Source organism: Candidatus Xianfuyuplasma coldseepsis (assembly GCF_014023125.1).
Lineage (GTDB): Bacteria > Bacillota_I > Bacilli_A > Izemoplasmatales > Izemoplasmataceae > Xianfuyuplasma > Xianfuyuplasma coldseepsis.
Window position 1 is genome coordinate 175,900 of the sequence record NZ_CP048914.1, and the last position, 18,062, is coordinate 193,961.

The 18,062-nt window shown below is 39.0% G+C and carries 16 protein-coding genes; 1 reads left to right on the plus strand and 15 read right to left on the minus strand.

Annotation, left to right across the window (positions count from 1 at the left end; translation table 11 throughout):
* Positions 1-17: 17 nt before the first annotated feature.
* From fmt to G4Z02_RS00795, 4 genes are read right to left on the minus strand one after another with little or no spacing between them, the layout of a single operon-like run.
* The gene (gene fmt, locus G4Z02_RS00780; protein ID WP_258877945.1) at positions 18-962 is read right to left on the minus strand and encodes a methionyl-tRNA formyltransferase; all 945 of its coding nucleotides are present in this window, start codon (positions 960-962) and stop codon (positions 18-20) included.
* Positions 963-973: 11 nt separating this feature from the next.
* Complete coding sequence (gene priA / locus G4Z02_RS00785; protein WP_258877946.1) at positions 974-3,316, minus strand: primosomal protein N'; 2,343 nt, start codon at positions 3,314-3,316, stop codon at positions 974-976.
* A gap of 8 nt (positions 3,317-3,324) precedes the next feature.
* The gene (locus G4Z02_RS00790; RefSeq protein ID WP_258877948.1) at positions 3,325-4,113 is read right to left on the minus strand and encodes an AAA family ATPase; all 789 of its coding nucleotides are present in this window, start codon (positions 4,111-4,113) and stop codon (positions 3,325-3,327) included.
* Entirely contained in the window at positions 4,106-4,891 is a 786-nt protein-coding gene (locus tag G4Z02_RS00795; protein WP_258877949.1) for a Cof-type HAD-IIB family hydrolase, read from the minus strand. The genes G4Z02_RS00790 and G4Z02_RS00795 overlap by 8 nt, the downstream gene beginning before the upstream one ends.
* A 167-nt stretch (positions 4,892-5,058) precedes the next feature.
* On the opposite strand from G4Z02_RS00795, the gene rnjA reads away from it, so the two are divergent.
* On the plus strand, positions 5,059-6,744 hold the full coding sequence (gene rnjA / locus G4Z02_RS00800; RefSeq protein ID WP_258877950.1) for a ribonuclease J1: 1,686 nt from the start codon (positions 5,059-5,061) through the stop codon (positions 6,742-6,744).
* Between the two features lie 10 nt (positions 6,745-6,754).
* Here the strand turns inward: rnjA and kamE are convergent, their stop codons facing one another.
* The 11 genes from kamE to G4Z02_RS00855 all read right to left on the minus strand — a co-directional run bounded on the left by kamE (position 6,755) and on the right by G4Z02_RS00855 (position 18,023).
* Positions 6,755-7,537 carry a lysine 5,6-aminomutase subunit beta gene (gene kamE / locus G4Z02_RS00805; RefSeq protein ID WP_258877951.1) on the minus strand — a complete coding sequence of 261 codons (783 nt, stop codon included), beginning with the start codon at positions 7,535-7,537 and terminating at the stop codon, positions 6,755-6,757.
* On the minus strand, positions 7,534-9,099 hold the full coding sequence (kamD, locus tag G4Z02_RS00810) for a lysine 5,6-aminomutase subunit alpha (RefSeq protein ID WP_258877952.1): 1,566 nt from the start codon (positions 9,097-9,099) through the stop codon (positions 7,534-7,536). Before kamD ends, kamE begins: the two co-directional genes overlap by 4 nt.
* Before the next feature lie 9 nt (positions 9,100-9,108).
* Positions 9,109-10,149, minus strand: coding sequence for a lysine 5,6-aminomutase reactivase subunit KamB (gene kamB, locus G4Z02_RS00815; RefSeq protein ID WP_258877953.1), 1,041 nt, complete (start codon positions 10,147-10,149; stop codon positions 9,109-9,111).
* On the minus strand, positions 10,118-11,377 hold the full coding sequence (gene kamA / locus G4Z02_RS00820; RefSeq protein WP_258877954.1) for a lysine 2,3-aminomutase: 1,260 nt from the start codon (positions 11,375-11,377) through the stop codon (positions 10,118-10,120). Before kamA ends, kamB begins: the two co-directional genes overlap by 32 nt.
* Before the next feature lie 9 nt (positions 11,378-11,386).
* Positions 11,387-12,415 (minus strand): L-erythro-3,5-diaminohexanoate dehydrogenase, encoded by a 1,029-nt coding sequence (kdd, locus tag G4Z02_RS00825; RefSeq protein ID WP_309544587.1) that lies wholly within the window; start codon positions 12,413-12,415, stop codon positions 11,387-11,389.
* Positions 12,402-13,241 (minus strand): 3-keto-5-aminohexanoate cleavage enzyme, encoded by an 840-nt coding sequence (gene kce, locus G4Z02_RS00830; protein WP_258877955.1) that lies wholly within the window; start codon positions 13,239-13,241, stop codon positions 12,402-12,404. Before kce ends, kdd begins: the two co-directional genes overlap by 14 nt.
* Positions 13,234-13,623: a 3-aminobutyryl-CoA ammonia lyase gene (kal, locus tag G4Z02_RS00835; protein WP_258877956.1), complete on the minus strand. Its 390-nt coding sequence runs from the start codon at positions 13,621-13,623 to the stop codon at positions 13,234-13,236. The genes kce and kal overlap by 8 nt, the downstream gene beginning before the upstream one ends.
* 2 nt (positions 13,624-13,625) lie before the next feature.
* Entirely contained in the window at positions 13,626-14,288 is a 663-nt protein-coding gene (locus G4Z02_RS00840) for a 3-oxoacid CoA-transferase subunit B (protein ID WP_258877957.1), read from the minus strand.
* Positions 14,281-14,934, minus strand: coding sequence for a CoA transferase subunit A (locus G4Z02_RS00845; RefSeq protein ID WP_258877958.1), 654 nt, complete (start codon positions 14,932-14,934; stop codon positions 14,281-14,283). Before G4Z02_RS00845 ends, G4Z02_RS00840 begins: the two co-directional genes overlap by 8 nt.
* Positions 14,931-15,362 (minus strand): MaoC family dehydratase, encoded by a 432-nt coding sequence (locus G4Z02_RS00850; protein WP_258877959.1) that lies wholly within the window; start codon positions 15,360-15,362, stop codon positions 14,931-14,933. Before G4Z02_RS00850 ends, G4Z02_RS00845 begins: the two co-directional genes overlap by 4 nt.
* Positions 15,363-15,671: 309 nt before the next feature.
* Positions 15,672-18,023 carry a glycoside hydrolase family 2 protein gene (locus G4Z02_RS00855; RefSeq protein WP_258877960.1) on the minus strand — a complete coding sequence of 784 codons (2,352 nt, stop codon included), beginning with the start codon at positions 18,021-18,023 and terminating at the stop codon, positions 15,672-15,674.
* Between the last annotated feature and the right edge of the window lie 39 nt (positions 18,024-18,062).

Below are 18,062 nucleotides of genomic sequence, written 5' to 3' on the forward strand. Positions count from 1 at the left end.
TATACCACAACTGTACATTATTGAAATACTTTGTATAACTTAATCATGTTCCGTCCGGAACCGTTCATGAAGGTCTTTACATCTTGTTTTGTTTTCCCCTCTAATTGAACGGTAAAGACTTTTATAACACCATCTTCTGCTTTGACACCAAAGTACTCTTTTTGGACTTCGACAATGGTTCCATTCTGATATTGATCAAAGGTAGTATTCTTTGGATAAGTGCATGGTTGTACCTCAAGGATTTTTAGTCGTTTATTATCAAGGATACTATAGCACTGTGGTTCCGGAGTAAACGCGCGAATATGGGCATCAATTTCTTCACACGAACGACCCCAGTTAATGTGTTCCTCATCACGCTTTAAGTTATATGCATACGTGACCAGCGACTCATCTTGCGGCGTCCGTGAATTGGTTCCCGCTACAATGTCAGGTAACGTATCCATCAATAAATCCCGTCCAAGCACACTCAGTTTTTCAAACAATGTACCAGAGGTATCATACGGTTGAATCGTAATCGAACGTTGTGAAATAATATCGCCACTATCCATTTGCTGGGCCATATACATGATCGTGATTCCCGTAGTAACATAGAGCCGCTGAATCGCACGTTGGATTGGTGCCCCTCCACGTAACTGGGGAAGCAAACTACCATGGACATTGATGCATCCTAACCGTGGCGCATCCAACACTTCATTCGGAATAATTTGGCCGTACGCAGCGGTAATGATCAAGTCTGGTTTGGTGTCTAATATCACGTCAAAATCCTGTTTAATCCGACGTGGTTGAAACACGGGAATCTTGAGTTCCAATGCTTTTTCTTTGATGGGGCTATAGGTTAAAACTCGTTTCCGACCCACACGTTTATCGGGTTGCGTCACCACCAAGGTGACACCATATTTGTCGTGTACAGCTTCTAATATCCGTACACTAAACTGTGGTGTTCCCATAAATACAATATTCATAATACAACCTCCTATAAGAGTTGTGGATGTTTATCAATTGCCATCATAATCGTTTCGTTGTATGTATTATAGAGTTCTTTTAGGACTCGATCAATCGATGGTGACTGTTGGTGCTTAATGATGATTTGAGCTCGATAGTAATTATTAATTCGAGCCACTTTCGGTAGTACAGGACCGAGAACAATGACATCATCTTCCAGTTCTTTACGACACTGCATAACGATTGATGTTCCGATTTTTAACACCCGTTTCACATCTTTATCACGTATCAAAATCTGGACAATGTTGTAATACGGAGTATAACCACCAAGCTGACGGATCTTCATTTCGGTTTTATAAAACGATTCATAATCATGATCTTTGGCGTACAAAATCGCATAATGGTCTGGATTGTATGTTTGTATCACAACTTCTCCTTCGAGTTCATGACGGCCAGCCCGTCCTGAGACTTGCGTCAATAATTGGAAAGTTCGTTCTACCGCTTGATAATCTGGAAGATTTAACGACATATCAGCAGCCAATACACCAACCAGTGTTACATTGGGGAAATCCAAACCTTTGGCAATCATTTGGGTACCAATTAAGATGTCTCCTTCATGTTCAAATTGATAGAGGAGTTCTTCATGGGCATTTTTGGAAGTCGTTGTATCGGTATCCATGCGAATCACTTTAGCTTCCGGATACATCTCTTTGACGGTTTCTTCGACTTTCTCAGTACCAATCCCCATGTAGCGTATATGGGGACTTCCACAATAGGGACAATTGGTTGGATTTTGTTCATCGTGACCACAATAATGACACCGCAATGTATCATTGCGCTCATGGTACGTTAAGGAAATATCACAGTTGGGACACATGATGACTTCACCACAGTTACGGCACATCACAAATGTCGAATGTCCGCGGCGATTTAGAAGAAGCATGATTTGTTGTTTCTTGGCTAAACGATCATCAATCAACGCTTTTAAGCGTTTGGAGAAAATCGAACGGTTACCACCTTGGAACTCATAACGCATATCTTCGATATAAACATCGGGTAATGTTGTTTGATTGGCACGTTCCTCCATGGTAAGCATCGTATATCGACCCTCAAGTGCTTCAAAATAACTGTCTACCGAAGGGGTTGCACTCCCCAAGATTAGTGGTATATCATAGTACTCAGCACGCATCATAGCGACGTCTTTTGCATGATACGTTGGCAAGGTATCTTGTTTGTAACTATCGGTATGTTCTTCGTCGATAATGATAACACCCAGATGTTCAAACGGCGCAAAAATCGCACTTCGTGCCCCGACAACAACATCCACTTCTTTGCGACGAATTTTTCGCCATTCATCGTATTTTTCACCAATCGACAATCGACTATGCAGCAAGGCTACTTTTTCACCAAAACGCCCTTTGAATCGGGATACCATCATCGGTGTTAAGGAAATCTCGGGAACCAACATAATCGCTTGCTTCCCTTGAGTGACAACATCTTCGATAATGTTTAAATAAATCTCCGTTTTTCCACTGCCAGTGACTCCTTTTAACAAAAAGGTCTGATGTTGGTTGAGATTTTGATGAATCGCATCGTATGCAACTTGTTGTTCAGCGGTAAAGGTGACGCATTTATTTAACGCATCATATCGATGCTGAATCTGACGATATGTCTCTTCTTCGATCTCCGTAACGATACCTTTCTCAAGTAAAGACTTGATGGTTGAATGGGATGCCTTGGTTGCCATCAATACTTGTCGTTTTAATTGCGGTTCGTCATAGTCCGCTAAATACTTGATTATTGCTTGTTGTTTGGCTCCACGGACAGGGAAATCAGGTTGTTCAAGCGCAAGATATGTAATGTATTTTTTATGTCCTCGTTGTTGTATCGTATGTCGAATTTCAATGACGCCTTGTTGGATATATTGCTTGATAGCAGGTAAAAATGGAATAATACTGTCATTATAGGGTGCTTCTTGATAACGATTGAACAAACCTGCTACATCACTATCCAGTTTGGTTATATCATGACAAACCAATGTTTTCTTGTATTTGGATTGTAAGGCGCGTGGTAACATTGCGTGATAAATACTTACTAGTGGACTAGTTGTTGTAAACTGCATCGTTTTACCTAGTTCTAAAAGTTCTCTTGTTAGTGATGGAACAAGGTCCATCACCCCTTTAATTGCTTTGAGTCCTTGCACCTCTGTTGTTTCTTTCAGCTGAAGCACATATCCCATAATGAAACGAGGACCAAAGGGTACTTGCACCCGTTGTCCCATTTCAATAATCGATTCAAATGCAGCAGGTACTGCATAATCAAAGGTTCGATCTACCGCTTTAGCTGGTACATCTACAAGAACTTCTGCAATCATATTTTCACCTAAATTCGGCGTAGATAATTCTGATAATCGTTTAAGAAATGTTTCGTAAATTGCACCGACTCAATGTCCTCATATGCAATGGGAGTGATTCCATCATCTGTAAACTCATATATTATAGCACCTTCTAATGCCATTAGGATCGGTGAATGGGTTGCTAGAATAATTTGTGATCCGCTCCGTGCTAAATCAGTTAATAAAACCAGTAACTGATATTGGTTGAGGGGACTAAGAGGAGTCTCCGGTTCATCAAGTAAATATACTCCTTGTTGATGCATCCGTGCTTTGAAGAAGGTTAAGAAACCTTCTCCATGAGAGCGTTTATTAAGTTCCCCGTCATACGTCTCATGTAATTGATGCAACTGGCTAGCAATCGGTCCAAGAGCTAGGGAACGAACATATTCACTCTTATTCTTAAACTCGTCCGCAACTTCTTGATATTCAGCTTCAAGTTGCTGTTTCATTGTTTTTAAATGGTTGATGTAGGTAATGAAGTCTTCTCCACTAAAGAAAAATCCTTTGCGGGTTTGTACATCATGCGATAGTATCATCGACTTGGCTAGACGATGAACATCTTTATAATACGGACTATGTAAATCATTCTTACTAACATTTATCGAGTTATTCTTATAAGCAATGGCTTGTAGAAGTGTTGATTTACCACTTCCATTGTCGCCGACAAAGATCGTAATTGGTTGGTTAAGTGATAATGTTGATGTATGCTTCAGTGACGGAATATTAAATGGATAGTCTGATTGGTTTTTTTGCGAAAGACGTAGTTTCTTAATCATCGATAAATCCCAGTTTGACCAGTGCTTTATATAGCCCATCATTTTTTATATCGTCCGTCACATAAGTTGCATGTTTTTTTGCCAATTCACTTGCATTTCCCATGGCAACACTATTGGGTATATAATCCAGCATTTCAATATCATTATCGCCATCACCAAATGCATATGCATTCTCTATTGGAATATTTTCAAGTTCTAAGATCTTCTTAATTCCCTCTTTTTTACTCATACCTTTGCTTAAAATATCGAAGCCACCACCCAACCAGCGTACCAAATCCATATTATCCAACTGGTCACGGAAGAATTGATGTTTTTTTCGGTCGCAAAATGCCCACATTTGAAATATATCATTTTCTAAATAGAAATTCGGGTCAACTCTTGGTAGTTTCATGTCAACCAGCTCAAAAGCTTCTTTTCCCTTTTCATCAACGATGTTTAATGTCTCATCAAACTCACCTAAGAACCCATATTTCATATTGTGATCCTCGAGCGTTTGGACAATCTTAAGTACTTTATCCTTTGGAATCGGATTGCGATATATCGTTTCTCCATTCTTCATAATGATTTGTCCATTTATTAAAATGAAGATATTTATGAAGGGTTTGATTTCTTCAATATTATGCAACATATAATACGCCCGACCAGTTGCAATAGCTATCTCAATATTCGGATTATTATGTAGTTGTTTTAATGCGCGAATGGTACTACGAGGTATCGATCTCGTATCTGGATCATAGAGGGTGCGATCAATATCAAAAAAGAGAATTTTCATACTCATCGAACCACCTCATTTCTATGTTTCTTAGTTTTATCATATTATACCATAAAAAAGGGCTTAAAATAAGCAAGATAAAAACATTTTCATAACATATTCTTTCCGATTACATTAGTTATTTGGTATAATTAATATAGAAGATAACGATTCAGTTAGGAGGACTTCTATTAATGCAAAACAATTTATTGAAAAAGAATGAAGTCGGTGTGTTTGCATTAGGTGGTCTTGGCGAAGTAGGTAAAAACATGTATGTCGTCGAATATCAAGACGAAATTCTTGTTATTGATTCGGGTATATTGTTCCCAGAGGACCATTTACTCGGTATTGATTACGTCATACCAGATTACACGTATTTATTTGAAAACCAGGATAAAATTAAAGCACTTATTATTACACACGGACACGAAGATCATATCGGCGGTATCCCGTACTTGCTGCGTCAAGTAAAGGTACCAAAAATCTATGCCAGTGGTATAGCTGTAGGCTTAATTAAAAACAAACTAGAGAAACACAAAGGATTTAGAGTACCAATTATCGAGTATCAAGAGTATGAAAAAATCGTACTCGGTAAACTATCGATTAGTTTTTTTAGAACCAATCATAGTATTCCTGATTCGTATGGTATTGCAATTCACACACCTGAAGGTGTGATTGTTCATACTGGGGATTTTAAGTTTGATTTCACCCCAACTGGACCGGATGCATCATATCATAGAATCGCTGATTTAGGCCGTAAAGGAGTATTGTTATTGCTCAGTGATTCAACCAATGCAGAACTTACAGATTTCACAAAGAGCGAATCGGTTGTATCGGAAAATATCAAAGATATCTTTACCAAGATCGATGGTCGAATCATTGTGGCAACTTTTGCCTCCAATGTTCATCGGGTACAACAAATCGTTGAAGCTAGTGTTGCTACCAATCGGAAGGTTGCTGTTTATGGACGCAGCATGCTACGAACACTTGAAGTAGGTCGTGACATGGGTTACATAAAAGCACCCCAAGGAACGTTCATTGATCCACATCATTTGAAGCGATACCCTAATGAACAGATGACGATTATCTGCACCGGTTCACAAGGTGAACCGATGGCTGCATTAAGCCGTATTGCAGCAGGTACACATCGTCAGATTTCACTTCAAAATGGGGATACCGTCATCTTTAGTTCTAGCCCCATACCTGGAAATCAAGAGGGTGTTAGTAAAACGATTAACATGCTATTCCGTCGTGGTGCAAATGTAATTACCAACTCACCACTTACAGACACTCATACGTCTGGGCATGCTGGACAAGAAGAACAAAAGCTCATGTTAAAATTGATTAAGCCTAAGTTCTTTATGCCAATCCATGGTGAATACCGGATGTTGAAGATTCACTCTAAAATCGGAATTAACACCGGTGTACGAAAAGGAAACGAGTTTGTTCTAGACAATGGAGACGTTCTCGCCGTAACAAGGCGCAGCGCTCGAGTTGCTGGAAAAGTTCAAGCTGGTAGCGTCTATATCGATGGATCAGGAATTGGTGACATTGGAAGTGTTGTTATTCGTGATCGTAAACTACTAAGTGAGGATGGACTACTAAGCGCAATTGTTACTGTTGATAAAGAAACTATGAAACTAGTTGGACAACCAGTTATTACATCTAGAGGATTCATTTACATGCGTGAGCATGAAGAGTTAACGTCTGAAATGAGCCAATTAGTGGGAACGGAAGTTCAAAACAAGTTGTCTAATTCTACAACAATTAACATCTCATACTTAAAGAAAACGATGACAAGAGTTTTAAGCAAATATATTTACGACAAAACCGAACGTAATCCAATGATTATGCCTGTTATTATGATTGTAAACAACTAAAAAGAGTGCCTTATGCACTCTCTTTTTTTTGTCGCAGTTCTTCTACAAAGAATGAAGCAACATCTTCAGCGAACTTTTTCGGTCCAAATCCTGCATCAAACCCCAATTCTTTTGCTAATTCATGGGAAATTCGAGGCCCTCCAATAATCACTATGAAACGCTCTCGCAGGTGCTCTGCCTCCAATAACTCAATGAAGTGTACGAGGTTATGAATATGAACGTCTTTTTGTGTAACCGTTTGACTGATCAATATCACATCTGCATTCACATCCAATGCTTTTCGTATTAGCTCTTCATTGGATATTTGGCTGCCTAAGTTGTATGTAAGGATATTACGATATCTCTCTAATCCATAATGTCCCCCAAAACCTTTCATATTCATTATTGCATCAATTCCAACGGTGTGTGCATCGGTTCCTGTAGATGCTCCTACAACGACAATCTCTCGTCCAATATAATCATCGATATATTGCTCGATTTCATCGCGGTTCATTACAGGTGTATCGACCGTTTTGACATGGATGGATGTATAGTCTATGACATGATTGACCGAACCATATATTATGTACATAGTATATGTATCTTCGATTGAAATTGCTTCTGCAATTAAGGGATCTGATAGGCCCATTTTTCGAGCTAATTGCCGGGCAGCTTCTTGACCTTTTTCATCATTCTGAATAGGTAACGTGAAACTAAGCTGCACTTTACCGTCGTTCATAGTATCGCCGTATGGTTTTACTTTTTTGAGATCAAGCTCTTTATCATATTGCTTTTTATTCAAATCGTAGCTCATACGGATCCCTCCCGTAGTTCTTGTATCATTGCATCAAGTACAGGATTTACATACGATTCATGTTTTTTTACAACTCCATCCAAGCCTTTACCACCTGTTTTTTCGCGTTTAATACCCGCGAAAATTCCTTGTTCAATTGTTTCAAAGATCCCGATATTCGCGATTTTCTGAAGCAAGTTCGTTGCATCATCAAGAACTTGGTGTGCTCGTTGCACAATAATACCATCTTTACGAAATTGAATTTCATTGCGGATGTCTTTCATCGTAGTATTGATATAAGAGGCGTTTTCAATTGCTAAGTATCGATCACTCATAAACGGTGTATGAACAGCCTCCGTTAACATACCCAGTAAATGGATTCGCTGATTTGTTACTTTTGTCACTATATTAAATAAGGTGTTTTGCACATGTCCTTTGAATATATTCCCAGTCATATATTTTGTTGGTGGCATATATTTTAATGGCGCTTTTGGGAAAATCTCACGAGCCATTTCAGCTTGGGCTAATTCATATAGGAAGCCGTTCTCAACATTTGGATCAATTTCGAACGCGTGCCCTAAACCCATTTGTTCTTCTTTCATGTAAGCAAGTTTGGCAAATTGCTCATTAATAAATTGGGAAGCTAAAACCGTATGTGCTTCCGTAACTGCATCACTCGTTGTTAAATAGTTGTCTTCTCCAGTATTAATGATAATTCCAGAATAGGCATTAATAACACGGGAAAAATACTGATCAACAAACGTCCGTTGCTCATTAATATCACGAAACAAGATTCCATACAATGAATCATTCAACATCATATCAAGTCGTTCAATAGCTCCCATCGCAGCGATTTCTGGCATACATAATCCGGAAGCATAATTTACAAGCATGATGTAACGATTTAGTTCCTCACCAATTTCATCCAATGCTTCTCGCATGATACGGAAGTTTTCCTGAGTAGCGTAAGTACCCCCAAATCCTTCTGTGGTAGGACCGTAAGGAACAAAATCCAGTAAACTTTGACCAGTTGAGCGTATTACAGCAATAATGTCTGCTCCTGCTTTGGCAGCAGCTTTTGCTTGCACAACGTCCTCATAAATATTACCAGTTGCAACGATTACGTATAGCAATGGTCCTTCCTTTTGTGGATATTTCAACATAAATGAAGTTCTACTAGAAGCATTTTCTTTAATCTTAATAAGTATACTATCAATAAACATCTGTAATGTACTGTATACTTGTTTTTCATTAATATCAGGATATTTTGTAATATCAATCTTATCATTCGAAATTAATTCACCAAGCTCAGAAATATCATAATTTGTGTGGAAAAGTGCCCCGGCAATATACCGAGCTACCCCTCGATCAAGTTTTCCAGCCTGTAAGACTTGATCAACAATGATGTTTGGATATGGTACACCCAAATCATTTACTCCATCAACACCCAATAATCGACAAACTGTCCGTTCTACAGATACAGTTGTGTGTTGATCAATAAACTTTTGCGTATCTAAAGCTACTTGTAGCGCGTAGTTGCGGGCTTTATTTATTTTTTCTTCATCTAAATATAGTAGATTCATAAGATATAATCACTCCAAATCTTGTAAAACATTTATCGGTTCAAATCCTATTGCGGCTCTTAGTTTAGACTTAAACTCATTATTATCAAAAGAATAACCGTAAGGTGAGATAGGATTGTATGCAACAAAGATTATGTCGATTGGATTCAGGACACTAATTTTTATACCGATTTTTGACAATTTTGCCAATGTTTGTGGTTTTAGTAAGATATAAGTTGCATCTTGTACGATAATTTTAAATTGTGTTAACTTATTTTTGTTCGATAAAATAACTTCAACTATTTTTTCATTTAGTGATCTTGGTAAGTATAGAACTCTAGTTTCTTCTGTTAAAAATTGTTCTAAAATGTGTTCTTTATCGATAATATTATCCTTTGTTACCGTTTTAATCGCCTTATTTTCAAATATAATTATATTGTTTTCATTTGTTTTTACATTGATTTTCAGCGATTGTTCTACAGCTTTTATACTATAGTGGTCAATTGTTATTTTTGTATCATTAATAACCTTATCTATATTTGATGAATAACTTGCTCCTGTAACAAAGATTATCCCATCAACAAGTTCTCTTGACGCAATGGATTTTCGAAACAATGCTCCATCAAATAGAATTTTGTACGGTTCATATTTTGTAATTATGGATTTTAGTTTTTTCATTTTATTTCGACTCGAAGGTCCTGCAACTAATATAAGTCCCGCTCTAATTACTTCACAGATCACCACAGTTCCTAAGGCGGTTCGGATATTTGTATTTTCGTGAATTACATACGTAATGGTTGATTGATCTAAACACTCTTTTGTTGTTGCGATAATCATACCTGGGTATACTTGTATCCGTGGTTTATTCTGATTGGTTATTGTATCGATTTCTTCACCATCTAATCCGACGGAGCTAATAGCAAGTCGTTTGGTTTTATGCGCACTGATAATGGTGTTTAAAACGGTTGTTTTCCCAGCATTTTTTGCCATTCCGATAATGGAAATACTGTGATAGGGCTCTACATACTTCTCAATCGATTTAATGATTGTTTTTTCGCTTTCGATGAACATTATATTGATCTAACCGGATTGTCGATGTTAATTCCGGATCAAACACACCTTCTCGAGCGGCGACACAGTCTTCGCACTCACATTCATTATCGTAATGTGTAGGGCCATAATAGGTTGTAATCATACCTTCATAATTACGCAGAATCGTTCTCCCAGGAGCTTGTGAGATAATATAGTTCGGCATTACTGGGATTTTTCCACCACCACCGGGTGCATCTACAACAAATGTTGGAACTGCAATTCCACTTATATGTCCTCGTAAACCTTCTATGATTTCAATACCTTTTGTAACTGGAGTTCTAAAGTGAGCAATTCCTTTCGATAAATCACATTGATAGATATAGTATGGCCGTACGCGTAACTGGATTAACCGTTTGACAAGTTTCTTCATTATATTCACACAATCATTCACACCTTTAAGTAATACCGATTGATTGCCTAAAGGAATCCCAGCGTTTGCCATCCGTGCTAACGCTGCTTGAACATCCGGTGTCAACTCTTTGGAGTGATTAAAGTGCGTATTTACCCAAATCGGGTGATACTTTTGTAGCATATCAACGAGTTCCTGAGTAATTCGTTGGGGCATTACAACTGGTGTTCTACTACCAATTCGAATAACGCCTACATGTTCAATTTTACGTAACTCGCTGATGATGTATTCTAGACGAGCATCACTGACCAAAAAAGCATCTCCACCACTTAGTAGCACATCATTTACTTCGGGATGATTGCGGATGTATTCCAATGCTTTGTCAACATAATCCATCTTTGATCCAGAATCTTGTTGGCCAGCAAATCGACGTCTGGTACAATGACGACAGTACATACTACACATATCCGTAATCAAGAATAATACGCGATCAGGATAGCGATGTGTCAATCCAGGAACAACCATATCCCCATCTTCATGAAGGGGATCATCCAAATCATGAAGTCCAACGTACATTTCATCTACTGCAGGTACTGCTTGTAAGCGTACGGGATCTTTTTTGTTATCCGGGTTGATTAATGTTAGGTAATAGGGTGTAATTGCCATGCGAAACTGTCCTAAAACACTGGCAATAACGTCTTTTTCCTTTTTATCTAATGGAAAATACTGCTCCAACTCTTCAACACTAGTGATTCGATTACGTACCTGCCAGTGCCAGTCATTCCACTCTGCATCTGTAACATGGGGAAAGTATTGTTGACGACGAGCAAGATGTTTCGTATATAGTTTAACAGCCATATGAACCTCCTAGGTATACAAGCGTTCAAACAACGCTTTTATTTTTGGAGCATGTTGAATTAAGTCCAATGTTAGTTCTGCGTGACCCTTGGTATATCCATTTCCAATAATCATCGTTACATCACTACCAATACCTTCAGCACCAAGTGCAGCTTTGGTAAATGATGTTGCCATACTAAAGAAATAGACAATGCCAGTGTCTTTCGTACTTAATACACAACTCATTTCCGTATTAGGCACATTCACTACATTAATGGTAACATCGCATAGTTCAGGTACAATATCTTGGACCTTGTGATATACCTCCATCGCTTTTGTTGCATCTGCAAGAATTATGGCATCACACAACCCAAGTTCTTGAAGTAAAGCTATTTGAGATTCCTCATTAACCAATCCGATAACACGACCAGTTGGACCGACTTTTTGTTTCGCTTGATATGCACAAAGCACACCAGATTTTCCTGCAGCACCCACAATTAATACGGTATCGCCATTTTTAACAAGCTTATCTACTTGTGCCGGAGCCCCAGCTACATCAAGAGCTGCTAACACAAGATGCTGATCCATATTTTCTGGTATAACTGCATAAATTCCAGACTCAAACAAAATCGCTTCTCCTGTAATATGAACTTGATCATTCTCGATACTAATGGAGTGGATAGTTTCGATTTTGAGCGGTGTAAGCGATAAGGACACAAGGGTAGCAATCGTTTGACCAATATCTAATTCTTGATTAGGAAAATCCTTTCCAATCTTCTTAACTTTGCCAATCAACATCCCACCACTACCAGTGACCGGATTCTGCATTTTACCTCGTTGATGAACAATTTCTTCAATCATCGTTTTCATCCGCTCTAAATCATTATCACATGCTTGTTTTATCTGAGTAAACGACGCGCTATCGATATTCAAAGTAATCACATCAATCAATAACTCATTATCCTGAATCCTCATCTCATTATTGATTTTCAGTGCTGCTTGTGGCAACACGCCGAGGGGTTCAATCACACGATGTGTTCCATATTTACATGGTGTCATGATGTTTCTCCTTTATTCCAAGTATTTGTCGTGCTTCATTTGGTGATGCAATATCTCGGTTGTATTCCTTGGCTATAGCAACAATCTGTTGTACTAATTCACCATTCCCTTGTGCTAATATACCCTTTGATATATATAAGTTATCTTCCAATCCAACCCGTACATGTCCTCCGTGTTTGATCGCTAGTTTTGCAAGAGGAAACTCATATCGTCCGATTCCAGCAACACTAAATGTCGCATCTTCAGGAATCGACTCTCGTAAGAAATGAAAATCTCGTTCCATTCCTGTTTGTCCTCCAGGAACACCGAGAACAAAACTAAAATGGAGGGGCTTTTTAAGGTGCCCTTTTTGATGCAATCTCAGCACCTGGTCAATATGGGATTTACCGAAACATTCCAATTCAGGAAAAATATTCTTTTCATAAATTTTTTCACTGAAATAAATGATGTCAGCTTCGGTATTGATGAATACTTCATCACCACCAAAGTTTACACTTCCACAATCTAGCGTACACATTTCGGGATACAACTCCGTCGGTTGTAAGCGTTCGTCTCTAGACATCCCTACTGCTCCGCCTGTTGAGGGTTGAATAATAACATCTGGACATGCTTTTTTTATCGCTTCAATTGCTTCAAGAAAGCGATCCTTTGATTGCGTAGGTGTGCCATCATCGTCACGTACATGAAGATGGATGATACTCGCTCCCTGATCATATGCAGATTTCGCCTCACGTACTAACTCATCAATTGTATAAGGAACCATAGGATTCTGTTCTTTAGTAACCTCGGCTCCACAAATTGCACAGGTAATAATTAATTTATCCATGATAGCGCTGTTTATCTTTCGGTACAATGCAAGTTCCTGTTGCTTTAGCTACAAATACTCGTTCATGTAATACTTCTGCAGCTGATTCACTAATATCAGGAAGAGCTTGTATAACTTTGTAGGCAGTGAACGACATCGCTCTAGATGTTGTTCCTATTTTCGTAATTTCACCCTCAACTTCGATATAATCTCCAGCGTATAAGGGAGCCAAAAACTCAACATTGTCGTACGCTCTGAACAAGCCTTCATCACCATCATTACGAATCAACAACTCCGTAGCGACATCACCAAATAATTGCATTACAAATGCACCATCAACAAGATTACCTCCATAGTGCGCATGATGCGCACTAAGTCTCATTCGAATAAATGCTTTTTCCATGATTATACCTCCATCTCCATTGGTTTTGGATGATTGATGATTAGCGTTGCTTCAGTCGCTTCAACAATCTCATCAATCGAAAACTCAGGATTATACTCAATCAGGTGTAGTCCGTCTTCTCTAACGTCAAAAACACCCATCTCTGTAATAATTAAATCAACTTGGTTTTTAGCAGTTAACGGCAACGTACAGCGTTTTAAGATCTTTGGTTTTCCTTTGTTTGTATGAGTCATTGCAATAATGACTTTTTTCGCACCCGTCACTAAATCCATTGCACCACCCATACCAGGCACCATCTTTCCAGGAATAATCCAATTGGCTAAGCTACCTGTTTCATCAACTTGTAGACTACCTAATACTGTGACATCAACGTGGCCACCACGAATGATACCGAATGATGTCGCACTATCAAAGTACATTCCTCCAGGGAGTAGTGTTACCGGTTGACCACCTGCATTAGTTATATCTTTATCGATCGCATTATCGTCCGGCTTTGGTCCAAGTCCGATTAATCCGTTTTCACTTTGTAAAAATATCTCTACATCATCTGGAACAAAATTACCGACGAGTGTTGGTAATCCAATACCTAAATTTACGACATCACCATCATGTAATTCACGGGCAACACGTCGTGCGATAAAGTTTTTTACAGCCATTTTATCCATGTTGCACCTCCTGAATAACATAATCAACAAAAATATGGGGGGTCAATACATGATCAGGGTTAATCGAGTCAACGATTTTGCGCGCTTGACAGATAACCACCTTTGACGCAGTTGCCATTAATGGGTTAAAATTGCGGGATGTCTTTGTATATGTGACATTCCCATAAGTATCCACTTCATACCCATCAATCAGGGATAGGTCAGCCGTTAATGCAGGTTCCAAAATGTACTGTTTGCCCCCTTGAGAGAGAACTTGTTTCCCCTCTTCGACAACGGTACCAATCCCAGTTGGAGTTAATATCCCACCCAAACCAGCACCGCCTGCTCGAATTTGTTCTGCCAAAGTTCCTTGAGGTACCAAGGTTACCTTCATTTCTCCTGAACTCATCAACTGTCCTGCCATTGGATTTAGCCCAATGTGAGATGCGATTAAATGAGACACTTGACCATTTGCGATTAACTTACCCACACCACGATCAACAAATCCGGCATCATTGCATATAATTGTCAAGTCTTTTACGTTGATTCGAACCAGTTCATCAATCAATCCTTCTGGTGTGCCAACTGCCATGAATCCACCAACCATAATCGACATTCCATCAAACACATGATTGTTTAATTGTTCCAGTGGTATTTTCTTTTTCATTGATCCATCTCCTTGTTCGGTGGCATCATTTCCGCAGTACCTGTAATAACTACCTCACCGTGTTGGTTTGTGGCAACACAATCAAAGAATACACGATTTCGCTCTTCGTTCTTATCCGTGACAATGACTTTAGCAGTGATTGTATCATCAATATATACCGGTCGTTTAAATCGTAAACTTTGGCTGATATAAATCGTACCTTCTCCCGGTAGTTGCATACCGAACACTTTGCTAAATAGCGATCCAATATACATACCATGGGCAATACGGTGTTTAAATATCGTCTTTTGTGCATACTCCTCGTTAAAATGCACAGGATTTACATCATTGGTGATTTCACCAAAGACCTCAATCTTACTCGCTTCGATTAACACCGTCTGTTCTGCGTGATCACCAATGGCAATTTGATCAATTGTTTTGTATGTCATCGTATCCTCCTTTTCAAAATAAAAAGCCGTTTATGATTTCTCATAAACAGCTCATCATATACATGACAATGAATCCGGCGTTCCCGGAATCATCAAACGCTACATTGTGAACGAATGCATCGTTTTCGGCGTTTTTGTCCTTCAATGAAATGATTCAGTGTTCATCCCGTTAACACATTCCATTTACACGCAAATACGCTCCTCTGTTTTTGTCCCTTAACGTAGTAATTATACTGTACGATGTAAGCGCTTGTCAATTCATTTTTAGAATCTTTTTCAATTAAAAAAACAGGGAAGAATTTTCCCTGTTTAGATAATTGTAATGTTCACAGACTTCGTTTTAAAACGAGCGGATGAAATATGGAGAGTTCCTTCCCCTTTTTGCAACATCGATTTAACGTATATCGCAAGGACACCGCCTGTTAAAGGGACGAGCTTTGGACCTATGATTTCAATAGGACCGTTGGTCGACAATTGGAGAACTTCGTTACTATAGCGCTTGATTGTACCGTGATGATCCATGTGTCGAACCACAATTCGTGACGTTTCGTACGTCGAGGATTCGGTAATGGTTGAATTATCGACGGTCACATCAAGTATTTCTTCATGTGAAGTACCCACGGTTTTTGAAACGACAAGTAACTGATCGTTATAGCCATCGAATCGATAAGTTAATGATTCCAAGCCCCATTTTCCAACATACGTTTCATACAGTTTCGCTGCCTGCGCATAGCTGAGTTTGTATTTGTACATAACCCAAGCCATTTGTAATTTCTTTCGTAGTGGTAAACGAAAACCATGTTTCATAATGTAGAGTAAGATGGATTTAATCGTATCCGCATCTTTTGCGGAGAACGACTCGTGTTCGTGAATCAATTGTCCAATGAAGTCATCAATAATAATGGGTGGATGAGGTAGGGCTTTATACTCATGAGATGGTGTGTATTCACCAATATATTCATCATTGATATAGAACTTGATGAGATCGAGATTTGTAAGAATCATCACCTCTTTGATTTCACTGGCTTCACGATCGCCGATATGTAGGGCAGATGTGATGTGCATAAACGGTTCCTTACGTCCGATACTCGCGTACACATAGGCCGCATCTTTTTCAATACGGAACATGTCCATAACACCGTGGTAACAAACACGATCACCGCTACCAAAATCCTTATGCGTATTGTAATCGTTCATACACCAGCCAATCGCTCCTGAAATATGAACATTTGAAAAGTTTGCCTCTTGCACAGTTAAATGGCGTTTTACGTGTTCAATCCGATGTGCTTCATCATCAAAGGATTTTGTTGGGAACATATGACCGTTGTATTCGGTGACCAAATACGGGTGGGATTTCTTCGTAATTTTATGCGGTTGTTCAAGACCTTGATTATCCCCATGGTGTACGAAATCATTGTAGGTATACACGTCTTCTAAGAACTCACTCTTAGCGAAATTGCGCACACCTCCCGTTGCTCGATAGGGATCGAGTTCTTTGGCTATTTGATTGGTCGTTGTATACAACTCATGATCATCACCGGATTCATTGATTCGAACCCCCCAAATGATAATGGAAGGATGATTGTAATGATGGAGTATCATATCGCGTACATCTTGTTCTACTTGTTGTTTCCATTGGTCATCGCCAATGTATTGCCACCCGGGAATCTCACAGAAAACAAGTAATCCCAGTTCATCACAGCGGTCTAGAAAGTGGCGACTTGGTGGATAGTGACTACTGCGGACAATATTCACACCGAGACGCTCCTTCAACATTTCTGCATCACGCTTTTGCTCCGTCGATGGCATCGCATATCCGACATACGGATACGCTTGATGACGGTTTAAACCAACAAGTTTGATTGGTGTATTGTTTAATGAAAATCCATTCGTTGCAAAAACAGCTGTACGGTTCGCAAACGTGCTGCGATAAACGACCTCTTCTTCAACAACAATTTCCAACTCGTAAAGGTGTGGTTCTTCCAGACTCCATTCGTCGAGATAGACCTTTTCCTTGACGATAATATCGTTTTTTTGCAGATTGTATTCCCGTTCAAAGAAATAAACAAGCTGTTTGTCTTTGTAAATATTAAATGCAAATACCGTGTCTTTCGCTTGTTTCACATCGAGTAACAACCGTACTTGAAGCTGATCGTCGACGACGTCAATTAACGCATATTCAATGTAGTTTTGTGGTTGTTCTTCTAGATACACTTCACGGTAAATACCACCGTACGTTAAAAAGTCTACAACATTCCCATAGGGTGGTATATTATTGCTTTCACGGCTATCGACACGAACTACGATCTCATTCTCACCACTCTTCAATTGTGCTGTCACATCAACATGAAATGCGGTGTAACCACCTTGATGGGTACAGACATGCGTCTTATTCACATAGACATCACAACTATTCATCACCCCTTCAAAATGTAAGATATAGCGTTTTTGTCGTTTTTTTGATAGGGTGAACTGGTTGTGATAGGCACTGATGAATTGATATTCTTTTTCACTAAAATTATTGAGCGGTAAAACCGTATTCGTATGAGGAATATGAACCATTTCGCCCTCGGGAAATTGAGACACGAAGGACTCCTCAAACGATGGTACATACGTCCAATGATCGTTCAGAAACGTTGTATGAATCAACTCTTTACCCATCAAATCACCTCTCTTCTACTTCCATCATAGCACACATCG

Excerpts from the sequence above, each read along its gene's own strand:
- G4Z02_RS00790 (WP_258877948.1), bottom strand. The coding sequence starts at position 4,113 with ATGATTAAGAAACTACGTCTTTCGCAAAAAAACCAATCAGACTATCCA.
- G4Z02_RS00855 (WP_258877960.1), bottom strand. The coding sequence starts at position 18,023 with ATGGGTAAAGAGTTGATTCATACAACGTTTCTGAACGATCATTGGACG.
- fmt (WP_258877945.1), bottom strand. The coding sequence starts at position 962 with ATGAATATTGTATTTATGGGAACACCACAGTTTAGTGTACGGATATTA.
- G4Z02_RS00840 (WP_258877957.1), bottom strand. The coding sequence starts at position 14,288 with ATGGATAAAATGGCTGTAAAAAACTTTATCGCACGACGTGTTGCCCGT.
- rnjA (WP_258877950.1), top strand. The coding sequence starts at position 5,059 with ATGCAAAACAATTTATTGAAAAAGAATGAAGTCGGTGTGTTTGCATTA.
- G4Z02_RS00850 (WP_258877959.1), bottom strand. The coding sequence starts at position 15,362 with ATGACATACAAAACAATTGATCAAATTGCCATTGGTGATCACGCAGAA.
- G4Z02_RS00845 (WP_258877958.1), bottom strand. The coding sequence starts at position 14,934 with ATGAAAAAGAAAATACCACTGGAACAATTAAACAATCATGTGTTTGAT.
- kamE (WP_258877951.1), bottom strand. The coding sequence starts at position 7,537 with ATGAGCTACGATTTGAATAAAAAGCAATATGATAAAGAGCTTGATCTC.
- G4Z02_RS00795 (WP_258877949.1), bottom strand. The coding sequence starts at position 4,891 with ATGAGTATGAAAATTCTCTTTTTTGATATTGATCGCACCCTCTATGAT.
- kdd (WP_309544587.1), bottom strand. The coding sequence starts at position 12,415 with ATGACACCATGTAAATATGGAACACATCGTGTGATTGAACCCCTCGGC.
- priA (WP_258877946.1), bottom strand. The coding sequence starts at position 3,316 with ATGATTGCAGAAGTTCTTGTAGATGTACCAGCTAAAGCGGTAGATCGA.
- kce (WP_258877955.1), bottom strand. The coding sequence starts at position 13,241 with ATGGATAAATTAATTATTACCTGTGCAATTTGTGGAGCCGAGGTTACT.
- kamA (WP_258877954.1), bottom strand. The coding sequence starts at position 11,377 with ATGGCTGTTAAACTATATACGAAACATCTTGCTCGTCGTCAACAATAC.
- kamB (WP_258877953.1), bottom strand. The coding sequence starts at position 10,149 with ATGTTCATCGAAAGCGAAAAAACAATCATTAAATCGATTGAGAAGTAT.
- kamD (WP_258877952.1), bottom strand. The coding sequence starts at position 9,099 with ATGAATCTACTATATTTAGATGAAGAAAAAATAAATAAAGCCCGCAAC.
- kal (WP_258877956.1), bottom strand. The coding sequence starts at position 13,623 with ATGGAAAAAGCATTTATTCGAATGAGACTTAGTGCGCATCATGCGCAC.